Below are 15,691 nucleotides of genomic sequence, written 5' to 3' on the forward strand. Positions count from 1 at the left end.
ACACTGACCCACCCCAGACGTGTGACGATCGGGGCATGACCTGGACCAATGAGGCCGCGCAGGGCCTGCGTGCGGCGCCCCCCGTGCGGCTGCCGCTGCGCCGCCCGACGAACGGTCGGTGGGTCGCCGGCGTCTGCGCCGGGCTCGCTGCCCACCTGGGCCTGCCGGTGCGGCTGGTGCGGCTGCTCGTCGTCGCGGGTTCCTTCGCGTACGGAGCCGGCCTTGTCCTCTACGTCTTCCTGTGGGTCACGGTGCCGACCGGCGACCCGGTCGCCGCGGCCGAGGCGGAGCGGCCCGCGGCCCTGACCCGGCTCGCACCGCGGCTGCGCGCCGAGGGGCGGCCGGTGCCGGTCACGGACATCGGGATCGGGTTGATCCTCCTGGTGGGCGCGGGCCTGCTGATCGCGATCCGGCGCGGGGTCGACGTCCAGCTCTCCTGGGTCGTGCCCACGCTGATCCTGCTCGCGGGCACGGCGCTCGGCTGGAGCCAGCTCGACCGGGTGCAGCGCGAGCGGTGGCTCTCGCGGGCCGGCGGGCGCACCCCGGTGAGCGTCCTGCGGCTGGTGGGCGGGATCGCGCTCGTCGGGATCGGGGTGCTGCTCCTCGTCGGGCAGGCCGCGCCGGTCGAAGACCTCCTGAGGTCGGCGGTCGCGGCGCTCGCGGTGCTGGCCGGTGCGGTGATCGTGCTCGCGCCGTGGTGGCTCCGGCTGGTCCGCGAGCTCGGTGACGAGCGCGCCGCCCGCGCCCGGGAGGCGGAGCGCGCCGACATCGCCGCGCACCTGCACGACTCCGTCCTGCAGACCCTCGCCCTCATCCGGGCCCGGGCCGACCAGCCGGACGAGGTGTCACGGATGGCCCGCGCCCAGGAGCGTGAGCTGCGCGAGTGGTTGTACGACGACCGCTCCGAGCCGGGGACCTCCCTCGCGGCCGAGCTGCGCGGCGTCGTCGGCGAGGTCGAGGACGGCCGCGCGGTCGCGATCGAGGCGGTCGTCGTCGGCGACCGGGTCCCGGACGCGGATACCGAGGCCTTGCTCCAGGCGACCCGCGAGGCGCTGGTGAACGCCGTCCAGCACGGTCGACCGCCGGTGTCGCTGTACCTCGAGGTGGCCGACGACGCGGTCGAGGTCTTCGTGCGGGACCGCGGCGACGGTTTCGACCTCGAGGCCGTCCCGCTCGACCGGTTCGGCGTCCGGGAGTCCATCATGGGGCGCGTGCGCCGTCGCGGCGGAACCGCGACGGTCACCTCCCGCCCCGAGCGCGGGACCGAGGTCCACCTGCGCATCCCGGTGCGCACCCCCGGCGAGCAGGGCAGACCCAGCAGCAACGGAAGCAGCAACGGCATGAGCAGCAGCAACGTGAACGGGAGCCAGAACGCATGAGCGAGGAGCCGCTGGTCAGGACCGGCCCGGTGGACGTGGTGCTGGTCGACGACCACCTGATGTTCCGCACCGGGGTGAAGGCCTCGCTCGACGCCCGGGTCCGGGTCGTCGGGGAGGCGGACGACGTCGACTCGGCGATCGCCCGGGTCCGCGCGCTCACCCCGCCGGTCGTGCTGCTCGACGTGCACCTGCCCGGCGGCAACGGTGGGGGCGGCGCCGAGGTGATCACGGCGTGCGCCGACCTGCTCGGCTCGACCCGGTTCCTCGCGCTGTCGGTGTCCGACGCCGCCGAGGACGTCGTCGCGGTGATCCGCGCGGGCGCTCGCGGCTACGTCACCAAGGCGATCTCGGGGCCTGACCTGTCCGACGCCGTTCTGCGCGTGGCCGGTGGCGACGCCGTCTTCTCGCCGCGGCTCGCGGGCTTCGTGCTCGACTCGTTCGGGACCGTCGCCGGTGACGTCGCGATCGCCGACGACGAGCTCGACCGGCTCTCGGCGCGTGAGCGCGAGGTCATGCGCCTGATCGCCCGCGGCTACAGCTACCGCGAGGTCGCCTCGGAGCTGTTCATCTCGATCAAGACCGTCGAGACCCACGTCTCGGCGGTGCTCCGCAAGCTGCAGCTCTCCTCGCGTTACGAGCTGACCCGCTGGGCGGCCGCGCGTCGCCTGCTGTGAGGCCGCGCCCCGGCTTGCAGGACGTCGTGCTGGTCGACGACGGCGACGGTGACGACCAGGGTGGTGACTCGCCCGTTGCGGAGTCCGACGGTGCCGATGCGGGGCGGGCCCGGCGGTTCGTTCGGCGGTGGCGGTGGCCCGTGGCCGGCGTCGTCGTCCTGGCGCTGGTGTCCGCGGGCGTCGTCGCCTCGCGTCGTGACGCCGCGCGCCTGGCCGACCTCGCCGGGGTCCCCGGAATCCTGGCGCCGCTGGACGGTCGAGTGCGCGAGCTCTGGACGACCGCGGACTTCCCGTTCCCGACGATCTCCGACCTGGGGGGCGTCCTGGTCGGGGCGACGTACGACATGGTCGCGTTCGCGGACCCGCAGGTGCGCGGAGTCGAGGCGCGGACCGGCGAGGAGCTCTGGTCGATGCCGCTCGGCGGACAGCCGGGTGGCTCCCGGTGCGTGCCCGCGGCGGGCCCGGTCGCGGGGCCTCGCCAGGCCGTGCTGGTCTGCGTCGTCGTAGACGCTGTCGAGGATGCGGTCGAGGAGGGTGCCGCCGGTTCCTCTCCCGGGGAAACCACCTGGCGCCGCCCGACGCGGGTGCACCTCGCGGTGCTCGACCCGCGAACCGGACGCGTGCTCCGGGAGCAGCCCGCAGCCCCCGACGACTGGCTCGTCGCGTTCGGCACCGACGTGGTCCGGACCTCCGCCGGGGAGGGCGGGACCGACGTCACCCGCCTCGATCCCCGCACGGGCGAGGCGGTGTGGACGTCCCATCACCCGGCGGACTCAGGCGAACTCGTGCAGTCGGGCTACGCCGTGACCGACGGTGACGGCCTGCTCGTGTCGGCGGGCTCGCGGGCGTGGCTGCTCTCCTCGACGGGGGAGCTCGTGGACGAGTGGGAGGTCGCGACCGACGATGGATGGTCGTTGTTCCAGGCGGGTGGGCACGTGCTCCGCGCGGAGTATGCGTCGAACGCGTCGGGGCTCGTCCTCACCGACCTCGTCACCGGCGTACGGATCACACCACCGGAAGGGTCCTCGCCGTGGCCAGGCGTCGACGACGGCTCGATGCCGGGAGTGCTGTTCACCTCCGGGTTGGGCCTGGCCGCGTGGGACCTGGGCACAGGGGAGCGTCGCTGGCAGCGCGAAGGCGCGGCCACAGGTGCCGTCGACGGTGCCTTCGTGCTGGACGGCGCGGTCTACACGGTCGGCGACGGCGTCGTCAGCGCACTGGACGGGGCGAGCGGCAAGGAGCTGTGGACGGTCCGGACCGGCCTGTCCGGACCGTACGACCTCGCCACCGACGGCCGCAGCCTTCTGGTCCTGGGCAGTGCCAGCGGCAGTGCGACGTCGACCGTGCGCGCGTTGGACCTCACCGACGGCCGCCTGCAGTGGGACGCTCCGCTCACGCACCCGATGCAGTCGCTGGAGGTCAGCGCCGGTCACCTGTTCGCGCAGACCGACGAGGGTGTGTTCGTCGCCCTCGGCTGACCGCGCGGGCCGGGGCTCAGTGGGTGGGCGGGGCCAGCAACGTCGTCAGTGCGGTCGGGTCCGCAAGGCTCAGCCGCAGCGTGCGCAGGCGGACCCCGAACCCCATGATCGTCGCTCGGGACTCGGGGGCGAGCTCGAGGCGCACTAGTCCGTCGGCCGAGCCGTTCACGATCCGGTTCCCGCCCCAGCCGTGGGAGCCCCGGCCGTCCCACCAGGAGATCGTGCCCGGTCCGATCGAGCGCACCGACCGGCGGGGGAACTCGGCCTGGAATCCCCAGCCCATCGCCACCCGCACCGACTCGGCGTCCACCCACACGCCGGACCGCGCCGGCCCCATCCCCACCAGCTTCAGGACGATCTCGGAGACAGGGGAGTAGCTGATCGCGAACCGGGTAGCGGGCATGCGCTCACCGTAGAACCGCCGACCCCGACAAACCCGGGACCTGCCCGGCGCCCTCTTCGCTCCCGTTCGGCGGGTCAGGGGGCTTCTGGGGCGCGGACCTGCAGCGGGAGGGTGGCGATGATCGGGTGGTCCTTCGGGATCGGACCCGTGGCGGCCGCGCCGCCGGGGGAGCCGAGGTCGTCGAAGAACTCGACGTTCGCCGTGTAGTACTCGCTCCACTGCTCGGGGACGTCGTCCTCGTAGTAGATGGCCTCGACCGGGCAGACCGGCTCGCACGCGCCACAGTCCACGCACTCGTCGGGGTGGATGTAGAGCGACCGTTTGCCCTCGTAGATGCAGTCGACGGGGCACTCCTCGATGCACCCCTTGTCCTTCACATCGACGCAGGGCTGGGCGATCACGTAGGTCATGCGGGGCCTTTCGTTGAGGGGGAGGGGAGGGCTCAGCGCGCCGTGGTCAGGGCGGGGAGCGGCGCCGGGGCGCCGCCCTGCTGCGCCCAGGCCGGCGCCAACCGCACCACGCCGCCGATCACGGTGACGGCCGGCGACTGGACGCCGACCTGCGCCGCCCGCTGCGCGATCGTGGCCAGGGTGCCGGTCGTCACGCGCTGCCCCGGTCCGTAGCCGTCCTCGACGATCCCCACCGGGGTGTGCCCCGGTCGGCCCGCGGCCATCAGGGCGCGGCAGGTGCGGGCGAGCGTGCTCACCCCCATCAGCAGCACCACGGTGTGGTCCTCGGCCGCCGGGATGGCCCCGACGTCGTCGTGCCCGGTGATGACCGTGAACCCGCGCGAGATCCCGCGGTGGGTCACCGGGATCCCCGCAGCGGCGGGCACGGAGACCGCGCTCGTCACCCCGGGCACGATCTCGACGGCCACCCCGGCCTCCCGGCACACCGCGGCCTCCTCGGACCCGCGGCCGAACACGTACGGGTCGCCGCCCTTGAGCCGCACCACGCGGCGACCGGCGAGCGCGTGCTCGACCAGCAGCGCGTTGATCCGGTGCTGGGGCACGGCGTGGTGCCCGGGGGACTTGCCCACGTCCACGACGACGACATCGGCCGACAGCTCGGTCAGCACCGCGCGCGGCGCGAGGCGATCGACCACCACGACGTCGGCCTCGGCCAGGAGCTGCCGCCCTCGCACGGTCAGCAGGTCCGGATCGCCCGGCCCGCCGCCCACCAGCGCCACGGAGCCGATCGCGCCGGTCACGGCGCCCGGAGCACCGGCCGCGCTCCGGTCCGCGCTCCCGATGGTGGTACCGACGGCAGCTCCGGCGGCAGTCCGCTGCCGTCGCAACGGCAGCCGGCCGCCGCGCAGCAGTTCTGCGACGGCGTCGCGCAGGGTCACCGCGCGCCGCGGATCGCCCCCCGCGTTGACGGCCACCACGACGTCGTCGACGCGCGCCACCGCGGGCACCCAGGCGCTGGCCGCGCGGGCGTCGGCGGCCCGGACGCACCAGATCCGGTCGGCGTCCGCGTCGGCCTGCACCGCGGCGTCGACCTCGGACCGGCCGGTGGCGGTGTGCACGAGCCAGGCGCCGTCGAGGTCACCGGTGCGGTACTCGCGCCGCTCCCACCTCACCGCGCCGGTCGCGTCGAGCAGCGTGATCTCACCGACGGCGTCGGGTGCGACGACGCGGACGTCGGCCCCGGCCTCGACCAGGCCGCGGGTGCGCCGCGCCGCGACCGGCCCGCCACCGACGACGACGACCCGCCGTCCGGCGACCCGCAGCGCGAGCGGGTACATGAGGTCGGCCCCGGGGGCGTCGTCGGTCATCGGGACGTCTCCGCGGCGAGCCCGCGCCGCCGCAGCAGCCGGCGCTCGAGCGGCGCGAACACGAGGAGCTCGACGCCGATCCCCACCGCGAGGATCAGCAGGATCGCCACGAGCACGACGGACATGTCCTGGATCTCCCGGCCCTGCTGGAGCATCGAGCCGAGCCCGAACCCGATCTTGCCGCCGACGGCGATGATCTCCGCCGCCATCAGCGATCGCCACGAGAACGCCCAGCCCTGCTTGAGCCCGGCGAGGTACCCGGGCAGCGCCGCGGGCAGGATGATGTGCCGCACCGCCTCCCACGGGTTCGCGCCGAGCACCTGTCCGACCCGCCGGAACAGCGGCGGTACCTGGTCCACCCCCGCGACCAGCCCGTTGATGATCGACGGGATGGCCCCCATGAGGATGACGAAGTAGGCGGTCGTGTCCGTCAGCCCGAACCACAGGATCGCCGCCGGCACCCAGGCGACCGAGGGCAGCACCTGCAGGCCCGTGATGATGGGCCCGAACGACAGCCGCACCCACCGGACCCGGGCGACCAGGATGCCGATCGGCGTCGCCACCAGGACCGCGACCGCGAACCCCACGATCCCGCGCTCGAGCGAGGTGACCAGCGCCTGCTGGATGTCGCCGCGCCCCCACGCCTCGACGGCCTGGTGCAGCACGTCCAGCGGGCTCGGGACGATGTAGGTCGGCTTGATCCCCGCGAGCACGAACAGCTGCCACGCCCCGATCAGGAGCGCGGTCGCGAGCAGCGGGGCGAGCACCGGCCACACGCTGCGCCGGCGGGTCGTCGTGCCCGGGGCGGTCTGCAGCGCGTCGAGCCCGGCCTCGAGCGAGCGGACGTCGTTCATGGTGAGGGCGGGTGCAGTGGTCGTCTCGGAAGGCTGCGTCGTCTCAGAGGGCATGGCGGCGGATCTCCTGACGGAGGTGGTCGGTGATCTCCATGGCGAGCGCGGCGACCTCGGGCGCCTCGATGCGTCGCTGGCCGTGCACCTCGACCGTCCACTCGCGCACGATCCGGCCCGGTCGGCTCGACATCAGCAGAACCCGCTGCCCGAGCCGGACGGCCTCGCGGACGTTGTGCGTGATGAACACGACGGTGCGCCCGGTCGCGAGCCAGATCCGCTCGAGCTCGTCGTGCAGCAGGTCGCGCGTGATCGCGTCGAGCGCCGCGAACGGCTCGTCCATGAGCAGCACGTCCCGCTCCTGGGCGAGGGACCGCGCAAGCGCCACCCGCTGCCGCATCCCGCCGGACAGCTCGTGCACGGCCTTGTCGCCCGCCCCGCCCAGGTGCACGAGCTCGAGCAGCTCGTCCGCCCGGTCGCGGCGTTCGGACCGGGGCACACCACGCAGGCGCAGCGCCAGCTCGACGTTGCGCCGCGCCGTGAGCCAAGGCAGCAGCGCGGGCTCCTGGAACATCAGGGCCGCATTCCCGCCGAGCTGCAGGCTGCCGGCGACCTGCACCGTGCCCGACGACGCCGGCTCCAGCCCCGCGACGATGTTCAGCAGGGTCGACTTGCCGCACCCCGACGCCCCGAGCAGGCACACGAACTCGCCCGGCGCGATCGTCAGGTCGATCCGGTCGAGCACGGCCGGCCCGCCGGGAGCGAACCGCTTGGTGACCTGGTCCAGGCGCACGGCGGCCGGGATCTCCGTGGTCGCGCGCGATGCGGCGGTCGACATCTCTACTCCTCGCCCAGCCCGGCGGCGGAGACCGTCGGCACGCCGTCGGCGGTCAGCACCTTGTTGAGCAGGCGGAGGTCGTAGATCCCGTCCAGGGAGGCCTGCTCGGTCGTGCCTGCGGTGACCCCGGCGGCCAGGAGCGTGTCGAGGGTCGTCGCGAGCGGGTCGACCGAGAACGTGATGTTCGTGAAGGCCCGCGCGATCACGTCGTCGGACAGCGGCTTGCCGGCGGCCTTCGCGATCTCGGCGTTGACCACCGCCGGGGCCTCACCGGGGTTGGCGTTCAACCAGTCGACCGAGGCCACCGTGCCGCGCAGCAGGGCCTCGACGGTCTCGGGGTGCTCATCGAGGAAGGCCGTGGCCACGATCAGGTGCGTGGTGAGGAACTTGCCGTCGGGCCACAGGTCCTTCTCGTCGACCAGGACGTGCGCGCCGGCGTCGAGCACGAGGCGCGAGGCCCACGGTTCGGGCAGCCACGCGCCGTCGAGGTTGCCGCCGGAGAACAGCTGCAGGGTCGAGGCGTTCTCGGTCGGGGTGATGGTCACGTCCCCGCCGCCGGTGATCGAGTTCTCCAGCCCCTGCTCGGTCAGCCAGGCACGCAACGCGACGTCCTGCGTGCCGCCGAGCTGCGGGGTCGCCAGCTCGGCGCCCTCGAGGTCGGCGGCGCTGGTGATCCCGTCGCGCACCACGAGCTGAGCGCCGCCGGAGGTCGAGCCCGCGATGATCCGCAGCGACTCGCCCGAGCTCTTGATGAAGCCGTTGATGGCGGGGTTCGGCCCGATGAACGTGGCGTCGATGGCCCCGGCGTTGAGCGCCTCGATCGCGGCCGGGCCGGCGTTGAACACCTGCGTGCTGAGCGTGGTGTCGCCGAGCTCGGCGGCGAACAGGCCCTGCGCGACGCCGACCAGCGCGGGGGCGTGGGTGACGTTGCCGAAGTAGCCGAGCCGCAGCTCGGTGGCCGGCCCCGGGGCGGCTGCCTCGGCGTCGGCATCGGTGCTGCAGGCGGTCAGGGCGAGCAGGGGGAGAGCGGTCAGGACGGCGAGGATCTTGGCGGAGATGCGCATGAGGGGCCTTTCACGGCGGTTCGTACCACGTCGGTCAGATGGCGTACTGGGCGGGACGGCGCTGCGGACAGCGCGCCTCCGCCAGCGGTTCGCCGACCATCCCGGCGGCGAGCGTCCCGCCGTCGTGCGCGTCGATGAGCAGGAAGGCGCCGGTCCGGCGCGAGATCACGTACTCCTCGGCGGCGACCGGCGACGCGAGCCGCAGCCGCACCTGCCCGATGTCGTTCAGGCCCAGCTGGTCGGCCGGGGTGATCTCGGCCGTGTCCAGGTCCAGGCGCCCGACGATGTCGCGCACGACGGCCTGGACGGTGCGGGTCGTGTGCTTGACGAGCACGCGCGTGCCGGGCAGCAGCACCCGGTCGGACAGCCACGCGATCGTGGCCTCGAGGTCCCGGGTGGGGACCGGTGCGTCCACGACCGCGGCGAGCAGGTCGCCGCGGGCGATGTCGAGATCGTCGGCGAGGCGGAGCGCCACCGACTGCGGCGCGAACGCCTCGGCGAGCTCGCCGTCGGCCGTGTCGATGCCCACCACGGTGCTGGTGCGCCCCGAGGGGAGTGCGACGACGGCATCGCCGACGCGGACGACACCGGACGCGATCTGCCCGGCGTAGCCGCGGTAGTCCCGGTGGCGGACGTCGCGTGCCGCGCCCTGCGGGCGGAGCACGAGCTGGACGGGAAGCCGGAACGCCTCGTCCGCGACATCGAGGGCCGCGGGGATCTCCTCGAGCAGCTCGAGCAGGCTCGGGCCGTCGTACCAGGGCGTGCGGGTCGAGCGGTCCACGACGTTGTCGCCGTCGAGCGCCGACACCGGGATGGTCCTGACGTCGGCCAGGCCGAGATCGGTGGCGGCCGCGGTCACAGCCGCAGCGTGCGCGGCGTAGACGTCGCCGTCGAAGCCGACCAGGTCGATCTTGTTCACCGCCACGATCACGTGCGGCACCCGCAGCAGCGAGGCCACCGCGAGGTGCCGGCGGGTCTGCTCGAGCAGGCCCTTGCGGGCGTCGATGAGCAGCACGACGACGTCGGCCGTGCTCGCGCCGGTGACCGTGTTGCGCGTGTACTGCACGTGCCCGGGGCAGTCGGCGAGGATGAACGAGCGGTTCGCCGTGGCGAAGTAGCGGTAGGCGACGTCGATCGTGATGCCCTGCTCGCGTTCGGCCCGCAGCCCGTCGGTGAGCAGTGCGAGGTCGGTCGCGACCAGCCCGCGGTCGCGGCTGACCCGCTCGACGGCGTCCAGCTGGTCGGCGAGCACGGACTTGGAGTCGTACAGGAGCCGCCCGACGAGCGTGGACTTGCCGTCGTCGACGGAGCCGGCGGTGGCCAACCTCAACAAGGTGCTCATCAGAAGTACCCCTCCTTCTTGCGGTCTTCCATGGCGGCCTCGCTCATGCGGTCGTCGGCCCGGGTCGCGCCGCGCTCGGTGATGCGGCTCGCGGCGACCTCGACGACGACGTCGTCCACCCCGGCTGCGTCGCTCTCGACGGCACCGGTGCACGACATGTCGCCGACCGTGCGATAGCGCACCCGACGGGTGACGACCGGTTCGCCCTTGCGGGGCAGCGAGTGCGGTCCGACCCCGAGCCACATGCCGTCGCGCTGGAAGACCTCGCGGTCGTGCGCGTAGTACAGCCCGGGCAGGGCGATCTGCTCGGCGGCGATGTACCGCCAGATGTCGAGCTCGGTCCAGTTGCTCAGCGGGAACACCCGCACGTGCTCGCCGACGTCGTGCCGGCCGTTGTAGAGGTTCCACAGCTCGGGCCGCTGGTTGCGCGGGTCCCACTGGCCGAACTCGTCGCGCAGGGAGTAGATGCGCTCCTTGGCGCGCGCCTTCTCCTCGTCGCGCCGCCCGCCGCCGAACACGGCGTCGAAGCTGTGCTCCGCGATCGCGTCGAGCAGCGGGAGGGTCTGCAACGGGTTGCGGGTGCCGTCGGCGCGCGCCCGAAGCCGGCCGTCGTCCAGGTAGTCCTGCACGCGGGCGACCTCGAGCCGTAGCCCGAGCCGGGCGACCTCGGCGTCGCGGTAGGCGAGCACCTCGGGGAAGTTGTGCCCGGTGTCGACGTGCAGCACCGGGAACGGCACCGGCCCCGGCCAGAACGCCTTGACCGCGAGGTGCAGCATCACGACGGAGTCCTTGCCGCCGCTGAACAGCAGCACGGGTCGCTCGAACTCGGCGCCCACCTCCCGGAAGATGTGGATCGCCTCGCTCTCCAGGGCTTGAAGCTGGGTCAGGCGGCGTACGGGTACGGGTACGGCCAGGCTCATGGGTGGATCCCGCATTCGGTCTTGGCCAGTCCGGCCCAACGGCCGGATCGGGGATCGTCACCGGGGGCGACCCGGTTGGTGCACGGCTGGCAGCCGATCGAGGGGTACCCGTCGGTGAGCAGCGGGTTGAGGGTCACGTTGTGCTCCGTCGCGTACGCGAGCAGGTCGTCGAAGGTCCACGCGGCCAGCGGGTTGATCTTGACCAGCCCGTGCGCGTCGTCCCAGGTCACGATCGGGGTGCCGGCGCGGCTGGGGGCCTCGTCGCGGCGCACGCCCGTGACCCAGGCCTCGTACCCGGCCAGCTGGGCCGTGAGGGGCTCCATCTTGCGCATCCGGCAGCAGGCCGCTGGGTCGCGGGCGAACAGCTCGGCGCCGTACCGCTCGTCCTGCTCGGCGACGGTCAAGGCCGGCAGCACGTCCACGACGTGGATCGGCAGCAGCTTCTCCACGCGGTGCCGCGTGGCCACGGTCTCGGGAAAGTGGTACCCGGTCTCGAGGAACAGCACGTCCACCCCGGGCGCCGCGAGCGAGACGAGGTGCGGCAGGACGGCGTCGGCCATCGAGCACGCAACGGCCAGCGAGCCGCCGAACTCGGCCGCCGCCCACTGCGCGACCTCGGTCGCGCTCGCCTCGGCGAGCCGTGGTGCGGCCTCGTCGACGACGGCGCGCAGCTCCTGCACGCTCCGGCGGGCGCTCACTGCAGGGCCTCCTCGTCGGCGCGGTGCGCCCAGACGGCGAACGTCTCGGGTCCGGCCGGCGTCTCGACCCGGTCGGCGACGTAGCGGCGCACGACCCGCTCGACGTACTCGGGGACGCCGTCGGCGGTGACCTTGAGGCCGCGGACCGTGCGGCCGAGCCCGGCCTCCTCGCGGTCGGCGGAGGCCAGGCCGCCGCCGAGGTGCACCTGGTAGCCGGGCACCTGGGCGCCGTCGTCGTCCATCACGAGCTGGCCCTTGAGGCCGATGTCCGCGGTCTGGATCCGGGCGCAGGAGTTGGGGCAGCCGTTGATGTTCAGGCTGATCGGCGTCAGCGCGCCGAGGTCGCCGAGGCGCTCCTCGAGCGAGCCGATGGTCCGGGTCGCGGTCGCCTTGGTCTCGACGATCGCGAGCTTGCAGAACTCGATGCCGGTGCACGCGATGGTGGACCGGCGGAAGATGCTCGGCTCGGCCTCGAGGTTGTTCGCGCGCAGGCCGGTGACGACCGCGTCGACCTGCTCGGCCGGCACGTCGAGCACGAGCAGCTTCTGGTGCGGGGTGAGCCGGATGCGGTGCGACCCGGCTCCCTCGGCGAGGTCGGCGACCGCGGTGAGGATCGTGCCGGAGACCCGGCCGACGTACGGCGCGGCGCCGATGTAGAACCGGCCGTCCTTCTGCTCGTGCACGCCGACCTGGTCGCCGGACCGCGTCGGCTGCGGCGCGGGCGGCCCGTCGGGCAACGCGTAGCCGAGGTACTCGTCCTGCAGCACCTGGCGCAGCTTGGCCGCACCCCACTCGGCGAGCAGGAACTTCATCCGGGCCTTCGTGCGCAGCCGGCGGAAGCCGTAGTCGCGGAACAGCGAGGTGACCGCGAGCCACACGTCCGGCACGCGCTCCTCGGAGACGAACGCACCCAGGCGTTCGCCGAGGCGTGGGCTCACGCTGAGGCCGCCGCCGACCCACAGGTCGAAACCGACCCCGAGCTCGGGGTGCACCAGTCCGACGAAGCCGACGTCATTGATCTCGTGCACGACGTCCTGGCTCGGGTGGCCGGTGATGGCGGTCTTGAACTTGCGCGGCAGGTTCGCGAGCTCCGGGTCGCCGATGTACCGCTTGACGATCTCCCCGATCGCCCACGACGGGTCGATGATCTCGTCGGCGGCGATCCCGGCGACCGGGCTGCCCAGGATCACGCGCGGCACGTCGCCGCAGGCCTCGGTGGTGCTCAGGCCGACGGCCTCGAGCCGGCGCCAGATCTCCGGCACGTCCTCGACCCCGATCCAGTGCAGCTGGATGTTGTGCCGGTCGGTGATGTCGGCGGTGTCGCGGGCGAACTCGGTCGAGATCGCGCCGATGGTGCGCAGCTGCTCGGTGGTGAGCGCGCCGCCGTCGACCCGCACCCGGAGCATGAAGTAGCGGTCCTCGAGCTCGTGCGGCTCGAGGGTGGCGGTCCGGCCGCCGTCGATCCCGGGCTTGCGCTGCGTGTACAGGCCCCACCAGCGGAACCGGCCGTGCAGGTCGTCGTCGGCGATCGAGTCGAAGCCCTGCGCGGCGTAGACGTTCTCGATGCGCTCGCGGACGTTGAGCCCGTTGTCGGCGGCCTTCATCGCCTCGTTGCCGTTGAGCGGGGTCTTGCCGTCGACCGCCCATTGGCCGTTGGGCCGGGCGGTGGTGGTCGTGCGGGGGGCAGTCATCGGGGCCTCGGCTCGTGGGAGGGTGCGCGCGAAAGCCCGGGACACGAAAGGGTGTGCGGGGCAGGTTGGTCCGTGGCGCAGCCGCTGGGGGCCGGCCGGACCCGCGTCAGGCGGGAGTCAGGCGGGGGTGGATCGAGGGGTCAGCGACAACAACACGCACGGTGCCCGTGGGCACTCGTGGTGGGGGCGCTCGGGGCGCTCAGTCGGCTTCGCACGTGATCAGGTTAGGTGCCAATCTCATCTACCGGCCACAAGTGACCGCCCCTTGGGACGTTAGGCCTGTGACGTCGAGGTTCGCGCGTGATTGGGGGGTTCCGCGCGAGCTGACCAACTGGCCTAGATTGTGCAGCGTGAAACTCGTCTTCGAACTCCTCGTCGTCCTGCACCTGCTCGGCTGGGCCATCGTCCTCGGTGGCACGCTGACCAACCTGCGGACCCCGCGCATCGCTCCCGGGGTCTTGCACGGGGTCCTGACCGCGCTGGTCACCGGGATCGCCATGGTCGGGCTGGCCTCGTCCGGCGTCGTGGACGAGAGCTTCGACAACGCCAAGATCGCGGTCAAGCTGTTCGTCGCGTTCGTCGCGACCGGGCTCGTGCTGTTCGGCGTCAACCGGCCGGAGCGGGTGACCCGGGGCCTGGTCGGGGCCATCGCCGGGCTCGTGGTGATCAACGTGTCGGTCGCCGTTCTCTGGTCATGAGGGCGCTGGGTCTGACGGTCCTGGGCTCGACGGTCCTGGGCTCGACGGTCCTGAGCCGTAGGCGCGTTCCGGCGCACGGCCCGACGGCGCTCTCGTGAGCGCGGGCGGCGAACTGGTCGTCGGGCTCGTCCTGCTCGTCGGTCTGTTCGGCGTCGTCGTCCAGGTGCTCCCCGGCGGGCTGCTCATTCTCGGCGCGATCGCGGTCTGGGCGGTGGTGACCGGGACCGGCTGGGGCTGGGCCGTGCTGGCCGTCGCCGTCGTCGCGACCGCCGTGGCCGGCGTGGCCAAGTACGTCATCGCCAGCCATCACCTGCGCGGGGCCGGGGTGCCGAGCTCCACGCTGGTGTGGGGCGGGCTGGCCGGCGTCGTGGGCTTCTTCGTGATCCCCGTCGTCGGGCTGCCGGTCGGTTTCATCCTGGCCGTCTACCTCGCCGAGCTCGCCCGCCTGCGCAGCCAGTCCGCGGCCTGGACCTCCACGGTCGCCGCGCTGCGCGCCACCGGCATCACGATCCTGGTCGAGCTCGCCGGTGCCCTGATCGCCGTGGGTGCCTGGCTGCTGGTGGTGCTGCTCACCTGACCCAGGCTCACACGCGCGGGAGTCCAGCACGACCGGCCGCACGATCGCGGCCTCGCACGCACGCAGGGGAAGGCACCACCATGCAGCTGAACGACCTGACCAAGAGAGCCCTCGTCGGAGTCACCGGAGTCGTGGCCGTCGCCGCCCTGCTGACCGGCTGCGGGGCATCGGACAGGCCCGACCCGGCCGCCGCGAGCCAGACCGCCGCGAGCGACGGGGAAGCGACTGGAGACGGTGCGGGCTCTGCCGAGAAGGCCGACTCGGACGCCTATGTCGACGACTACGACCCCGAGAAGGTGCTGATCGAGCACGACTACCCGCTGGTCAAGAACCCCGAGGACATCACGACGGTCGGCGTGGAGTCGCTCGTGGTCGAGGGCAAGACGATGACGCTGCGGCTCGTGGTCAGCCCGACCTTCGACTCGCAGCCCACCTCCGAGACGGTGACCTTCCTCGAGGCGTTCAACGACACCTTCCGGCCCGTCCTGCTGGATCGCACGAACCTCAAGCAGTACTCGATCGTCGGCGATCAGACCGGCGTCGGGCTCAAGACGGACATGCATGCCGAGGTGATGAACGGCGGGTCGGCGCTCGCCTGGTTCGTGTTCGCGGCGCCGGAGGACGACATCGAGACGATCGATCTGCAGCTCGACTCCTCGTGGCCCGAGATCCGCGACGTCCCGATCACCCGATGAGCGGCCGACGGCGAATCGGCGCTGCCACCGCGGGCGCTGCCCTCGCCTGCACGATGGCGCTCGTCGCGAGCCCGGCGTGGGCCTCGGGTGGCGGAGAGCCCGAGGACGTCCCGGTGCCCACGACGAGCGAGCTCGCCGCATCGGTCCGCGTGCTCTCCCTGGAACCGGCGCGGGTCTTCTCGCTCGACGGGCTGGTCTCGACCATCGATGACACCCGGACCGACGGTGCCGAGACCGTGATCACGCTCGCCTCGGACATCCTGTTCGACACGAGCGCGTTCGAGCTGCCGCCGGGGGCGGGGGACACGCTCGGGGCGATCGTCGCGACGGTGCCCCAGGGGGCCGCGGTGTCCGTGGTCGGTCACACCGACTCCGTCTCGGACGACGCCAGCAACCAGGTCCTGTCGGAGCAGCGCGCGAACGCGGTCGCCCAGGCCATGGCGGTGGCCCGGCCCGACCTGTCCCTCACCGTGAGCGGCCGGGGTGAGAGCGACCTGATCGCGAGCGAGTCGGCCGGTGGCGAGGTCGACCCGGCGGGTCGCGCCAAGAACCGTCGGGTGGAGATCCGGTTCGCGAGCTGAGCCGCGTCGTACCGACGTTCCCGCGGGA

Annotated in this window: 17 protein-coding genes; 7 read left to right on the plus strand and 10 right to left on the minus strand. The window is 73.0% G+C overall.

What is annotated here, in order from left to right; genetic code table 11:
- The first annotated feature begins 35 nt into the window (after positions 1 to 35).
- The 3 genes from EUA98_RS04300 to EUA98_RS04310 are packed head-to-tail and all read left to right on the plus strand — an operon-like array spanning position 36 to position 3,531.
- Positions 36 to 1,379: an ATP-binding protein gene (locus EUA98_RS04300; protein ID WP_130101438.1), complete on the plus strand. Its 1,344-nt coding sequence runs from the start codon at positions 36 to 38 to the stop codon at positions 1,377 to 1,379.
- Entirely contained in the window at positions 1,376 to 2,053 is a 678-nt protein-coding gene (locus EUA98_RS04305; protein WP_130101439.1) for a LuxR C-terminal-related transcriptional regulator, read from the plus strand. The genes EUA98_RS04300 and EUA98_RS04305 overlap by 4 nt, the downstream gene beginning before the upstream one ends.
- Positions 2,050 to 3,531 (plus strand): outer membrane protein assembly factor BamB family protein, encoded by a 1,482-nt coding sequence (locus tag EUA98_RS04310; RefSeq protein ID WP_130101440.1) that lies wholly within the window; start codon positions 2,050 to 2,052, stop codon positions 3,529 to 3,531. The genes EUA98_RS04305 and EUA98_RS04310 overlap by 4 nt, the downstream gene beginning before the upstream one ends.
- Positions 3,532 to 3,547: 16 nt before the next feature.
- Here the strand turns inward: EUA98_RS04310 and EUA98_RS04315 are convergent, their stop codons facing one another.
- The 10 genes from EUA98_RS04315 to EUA98_RS04360 all read right to left on the minus strand — a co-directional run bounded on the left by EUA98_RS04315 (position 3,548) and on the right by EUA98_RS04360 (position 13,112).
- On the minus strand, positions 3,548 to 3,934 hold the full coding sequence (locus EUA98_RS04315) for a hypothetical protein (RefSeq protein WP_130101441.1): 387 nt from the start codon (positions 3,932 to 3,934) through the stop codon (positions 3,548 to 3,550).
- A gap of 74 nt (positions 3,935 to 4,008) precedes the next feature.
- Positions 4,009 to 4,344 carry a ferredoxin gene (gene fdxA / locus EUA98_RS04320; protein WP_130101442.1) on the minus strand — a complete coding sequence of 112 codons (336 nt, stop codon included), beginning with the start codon at positions 4,342 to 4,344 and terminating at the stop codon, positions 4,009 to 4,011.
- Between the two features lie 32 nt (positions 4,345 to 4,376).
- Positions 4,377 to 5,711 (minus strand): uroporphyrinogen-III C-methyltransferase, encoded by a 1,335-nt coding sequence (gene cobA, locus EUA98_RS04325; RefSeq protein ID WP_242511267.1) that lies wholly within the window; start codon positions 5,709 to 5,711, stop codon positions 4,377 to 4,379.
- Positions 5,708 to 6,619, minus strand: a complete 912-nt coding sequence (locus tag EUA98_RS04330) for an ABC transporter permease (RefSeq protein ID WP_130101443.1) — start codon at positions 6,617 to 6,619, stop codon at positions 5,708 to 5,710. The genes cobA and EUA98_RS04330 overlap by 4 nt, the downstream gene beginning before the upstream one ends.
- Entirely contained in the window at positions 6,609 to 7,397 is a 789-nt protein-coding gene (locus tag EUA98_RS04335) for an ABC transporter ATP-binding protein (RefSeq protein WP_130101444.1), read from the minus strand. Before EUA98_RS04335 ends, EUA98_RS04330 begins: the two co-directional genes overlap by 11 nt.
- A gap of 2 nt (positions 7,398 to 7,399) precedes the next feature.
- Positions 7,400 to 8,461 carry an ABC transporter substrate-binding protein gene (locus tag EUA98_RS04340; protein WP_130101445.1) on the minus strand — a complete coding sequence of 354 codons (1,062 nt, stop codon included), beginning with the start codon at positions 8,459 to 8,461 and terminating at the stop codon, positions 7,400 to 7,402.
- A gap of 34 nt (positions 8,462 to 8,495) precedes the next feature.
- Complete coding sequence (locus tag EUA98_RS04345) at positions 8,496 to 9,803, minus strand: sulfate adenylyltransferase subunit 1 (protein ID WP_130101446.1); 1,308 nt, start codon at positions 9,801 to 9,803, stop codon at positions 8,496 to 8,498.
- Positions 9,803 to 10,723, minus strand: coding sequence for a sulfate adenylyltransferase subunit CysD (gene cysD / locus EUA98_RS04350; RefSeq protein WP_242511268.1), 921 nt, complete (start codon positions 10,721 to 10,723; stop codon positions 9,803 to 9,805). The genes EUA98_RS04345 and cysD overlap by 1 nt, the downstream gene beginning before the upstream one ends.
- The gene (locus tag EUA98_RS04355; protein WP_207218967.1) at positions 10,720 to 11,421 is read right to left on the minus strand and encodes a phosphoadenylyl-sulfate reductase; all 702 of its coding nucleotides are present in this window, start codon (positions 11,419 to 11,421) and stop codon (positions 10,720 to 10,722) included. Before EUA98_RS04355 ends, cysD begins: the two co-directional genes overlap by 4 nt.
- Positions 11,418 to 13,112 carry a nitrite/sulfite reductase gene (locus EUA98_RS04360; protein ID WP_130101448.1) on the minus strand — a complete coding sequence of 565 codons (1,695 nt, stop codon included), beginning with the start codon at positions 13,110 to 13,112 and terminating at the stop codon, positions 11,418 to 11,420. The genes EUA98_RS04355 and EUA98_RS04360 overlap by 4 nt, the downstream gene beginning before the upstream one ends.
- Before the next feature lie 350 nt (positions 13,113 to 13,462).
- Here EUA98_RS04360 and EUA98_RS04365 point away from each other — a divergent pair, with 350 nt between their 5' ends.
- From EUA98_RS04365 to EUA98_RS04380, 4 genes are all read left to right on the plus strand, one after another.
- Positions 13,463 to 13,810: a hypothetical protein gene (locus tag EUA98_RS04365; RefSeq protein WP_130101449.1), complete on the plus strand. Its 348-nt coding sequence runs from the start codon at positions 13,463 to 13,465 to the stop codon at positions 13,808 to 13,810.
- A 94-nt stretch (positions 13,811 to 13,904) separates the two neighbouring features.
- Entirely contained in the window at positions 13,905 to 14,387 is a 483-nt protein-coding gene (locus EUA98_RS04370) for a DUF456 domain-containing protein (RefSeq protein WP_130101450.1), read from the plus strand.
- A gap of 80 nt (positions 14,388 to 14,467) precedes the next feature.
- Positions 14,468 to 15,082 (plus strand): hypothetical protein, encoded by a 615-nt coding sequence (locus EUA98_RS04375; protein ID WP_130101451.1) that lies wholly within the window; start codon positions 14,468 to 14,470, stop codon positions 15,080 to 15,082.
- Complete coding sequence (locus EUA98_RS04380; RefSeq protein ID WP_130101452.1) at positions 15,079 to 15,663, plus strand: OmpA family protein; 585 nt, start codon at positions 15,079 to 15,081, stop codon at positions 15,661 to 15,663. Before EUA98_RS04375 ends, EUA98_RS04380 begins: the two co-directional genes overlap by 4 nt.
- The last annotated feature ends 28 nt before the right edge of the window (positions 15,664 to 15,691 follow it).

Source organism: Pengzhenrongella frigida (genome assembly GCF_004168625.1).
GTDB lineage: Bacteria > Actinomycetota > Actinomycetes > Actinomycetales > Cellulomonadaceae > Pengzhenrongella > Pengzhenrongella frigida.

Coding starts and splice junctions, on each gene's coding strand:
- EUA98_RS04300 (WP_130101438.1), top strand. CDS start 36: ATGACCTGGACCAATGAGGCCGCGCAGGGCCTGCGTGCGGCGCCCCCC.
- EUA98_RS04305 (WP_130101439.1), top strand. CDS start 1,376: ATGAGCGAGGAGCCGCTGGTCAGGACCGGCCCGGTGGACGTGGTGCTG.
- EUA98_RS04315 (WP_130101441.1), bottom strand. CDS start 3,934: ATGCCCGCTACCCGGTTCGCGATCAGCTACTCCCCTGTCTCCGAGATC.
- fdxA (WP_130101442.1), bottom strand. CDS start 4,344: ATGACCTACGTGATCGCCCAGCCCTGCGTCGATGTGAAGGACAAGGGG.
- cobA (WP_242511267.1), bottom strand. CDS start 5,711: ATGACCGACGACGCCCCCGGGGCCGACCTCATGTACCCGCTCGCGCTG.
- EUA98_RS04330 (WP_130101443.1), bottom strand. CDS start 6,619: ATGCCCTCTGAGACGACGCAGCCTTCCGAGACGACCACTGCACCCGCC.
- EUA98_RS04335 (WP_130101444.1), bottom strand. CDS start 7,397: ATGTCGACCGCCGCATCGCGCGCGACCACGGAGATCCCGGCCGCCGTG.
- EUA98_RS04340 (WP_130101445.1), bottom strand. CDS start 8,461: ATGCGCATCTCCGCCAAGATCCTCGCCGTCCTGACCGCTCTCCCCCTG.
- EUA98_RS04345 (WP_130101446.1), bottom strand. CDS start 9,803: ATGAGCACCTTGTTGAGGTTGGCCACCGCCGGCTCCGTCGACGACGGC.
- cysD (WP_242511268.1), bottom strand. CDS start 10,723: ATGAGCCTGGCCGTACCCGTACCCGTACGCCGCCTGACCCAGCTTCAA.
- EUA98_RS04360 (WP_130101448.1), bottom strand. CDS start 13,112: ATGACTGCCCCCCGCACGACCACCACCGCCCGGCCCAACGGCCAATGG.
- EUA98_RS04375 (WP_130101451.1), top strand. CDS start 14,468: ATGCAGCTGAACGACCTGACCAAGAGAGCCCTCGTCGGAGTCACCGGA.
- EUA98_RS04380 (WP_130101452.1), top strand. CDS start 15,079: ATGAGCGGCCGACGGCGAATCGGCGCTGCCACCGCGGGCGCTGCCCTC.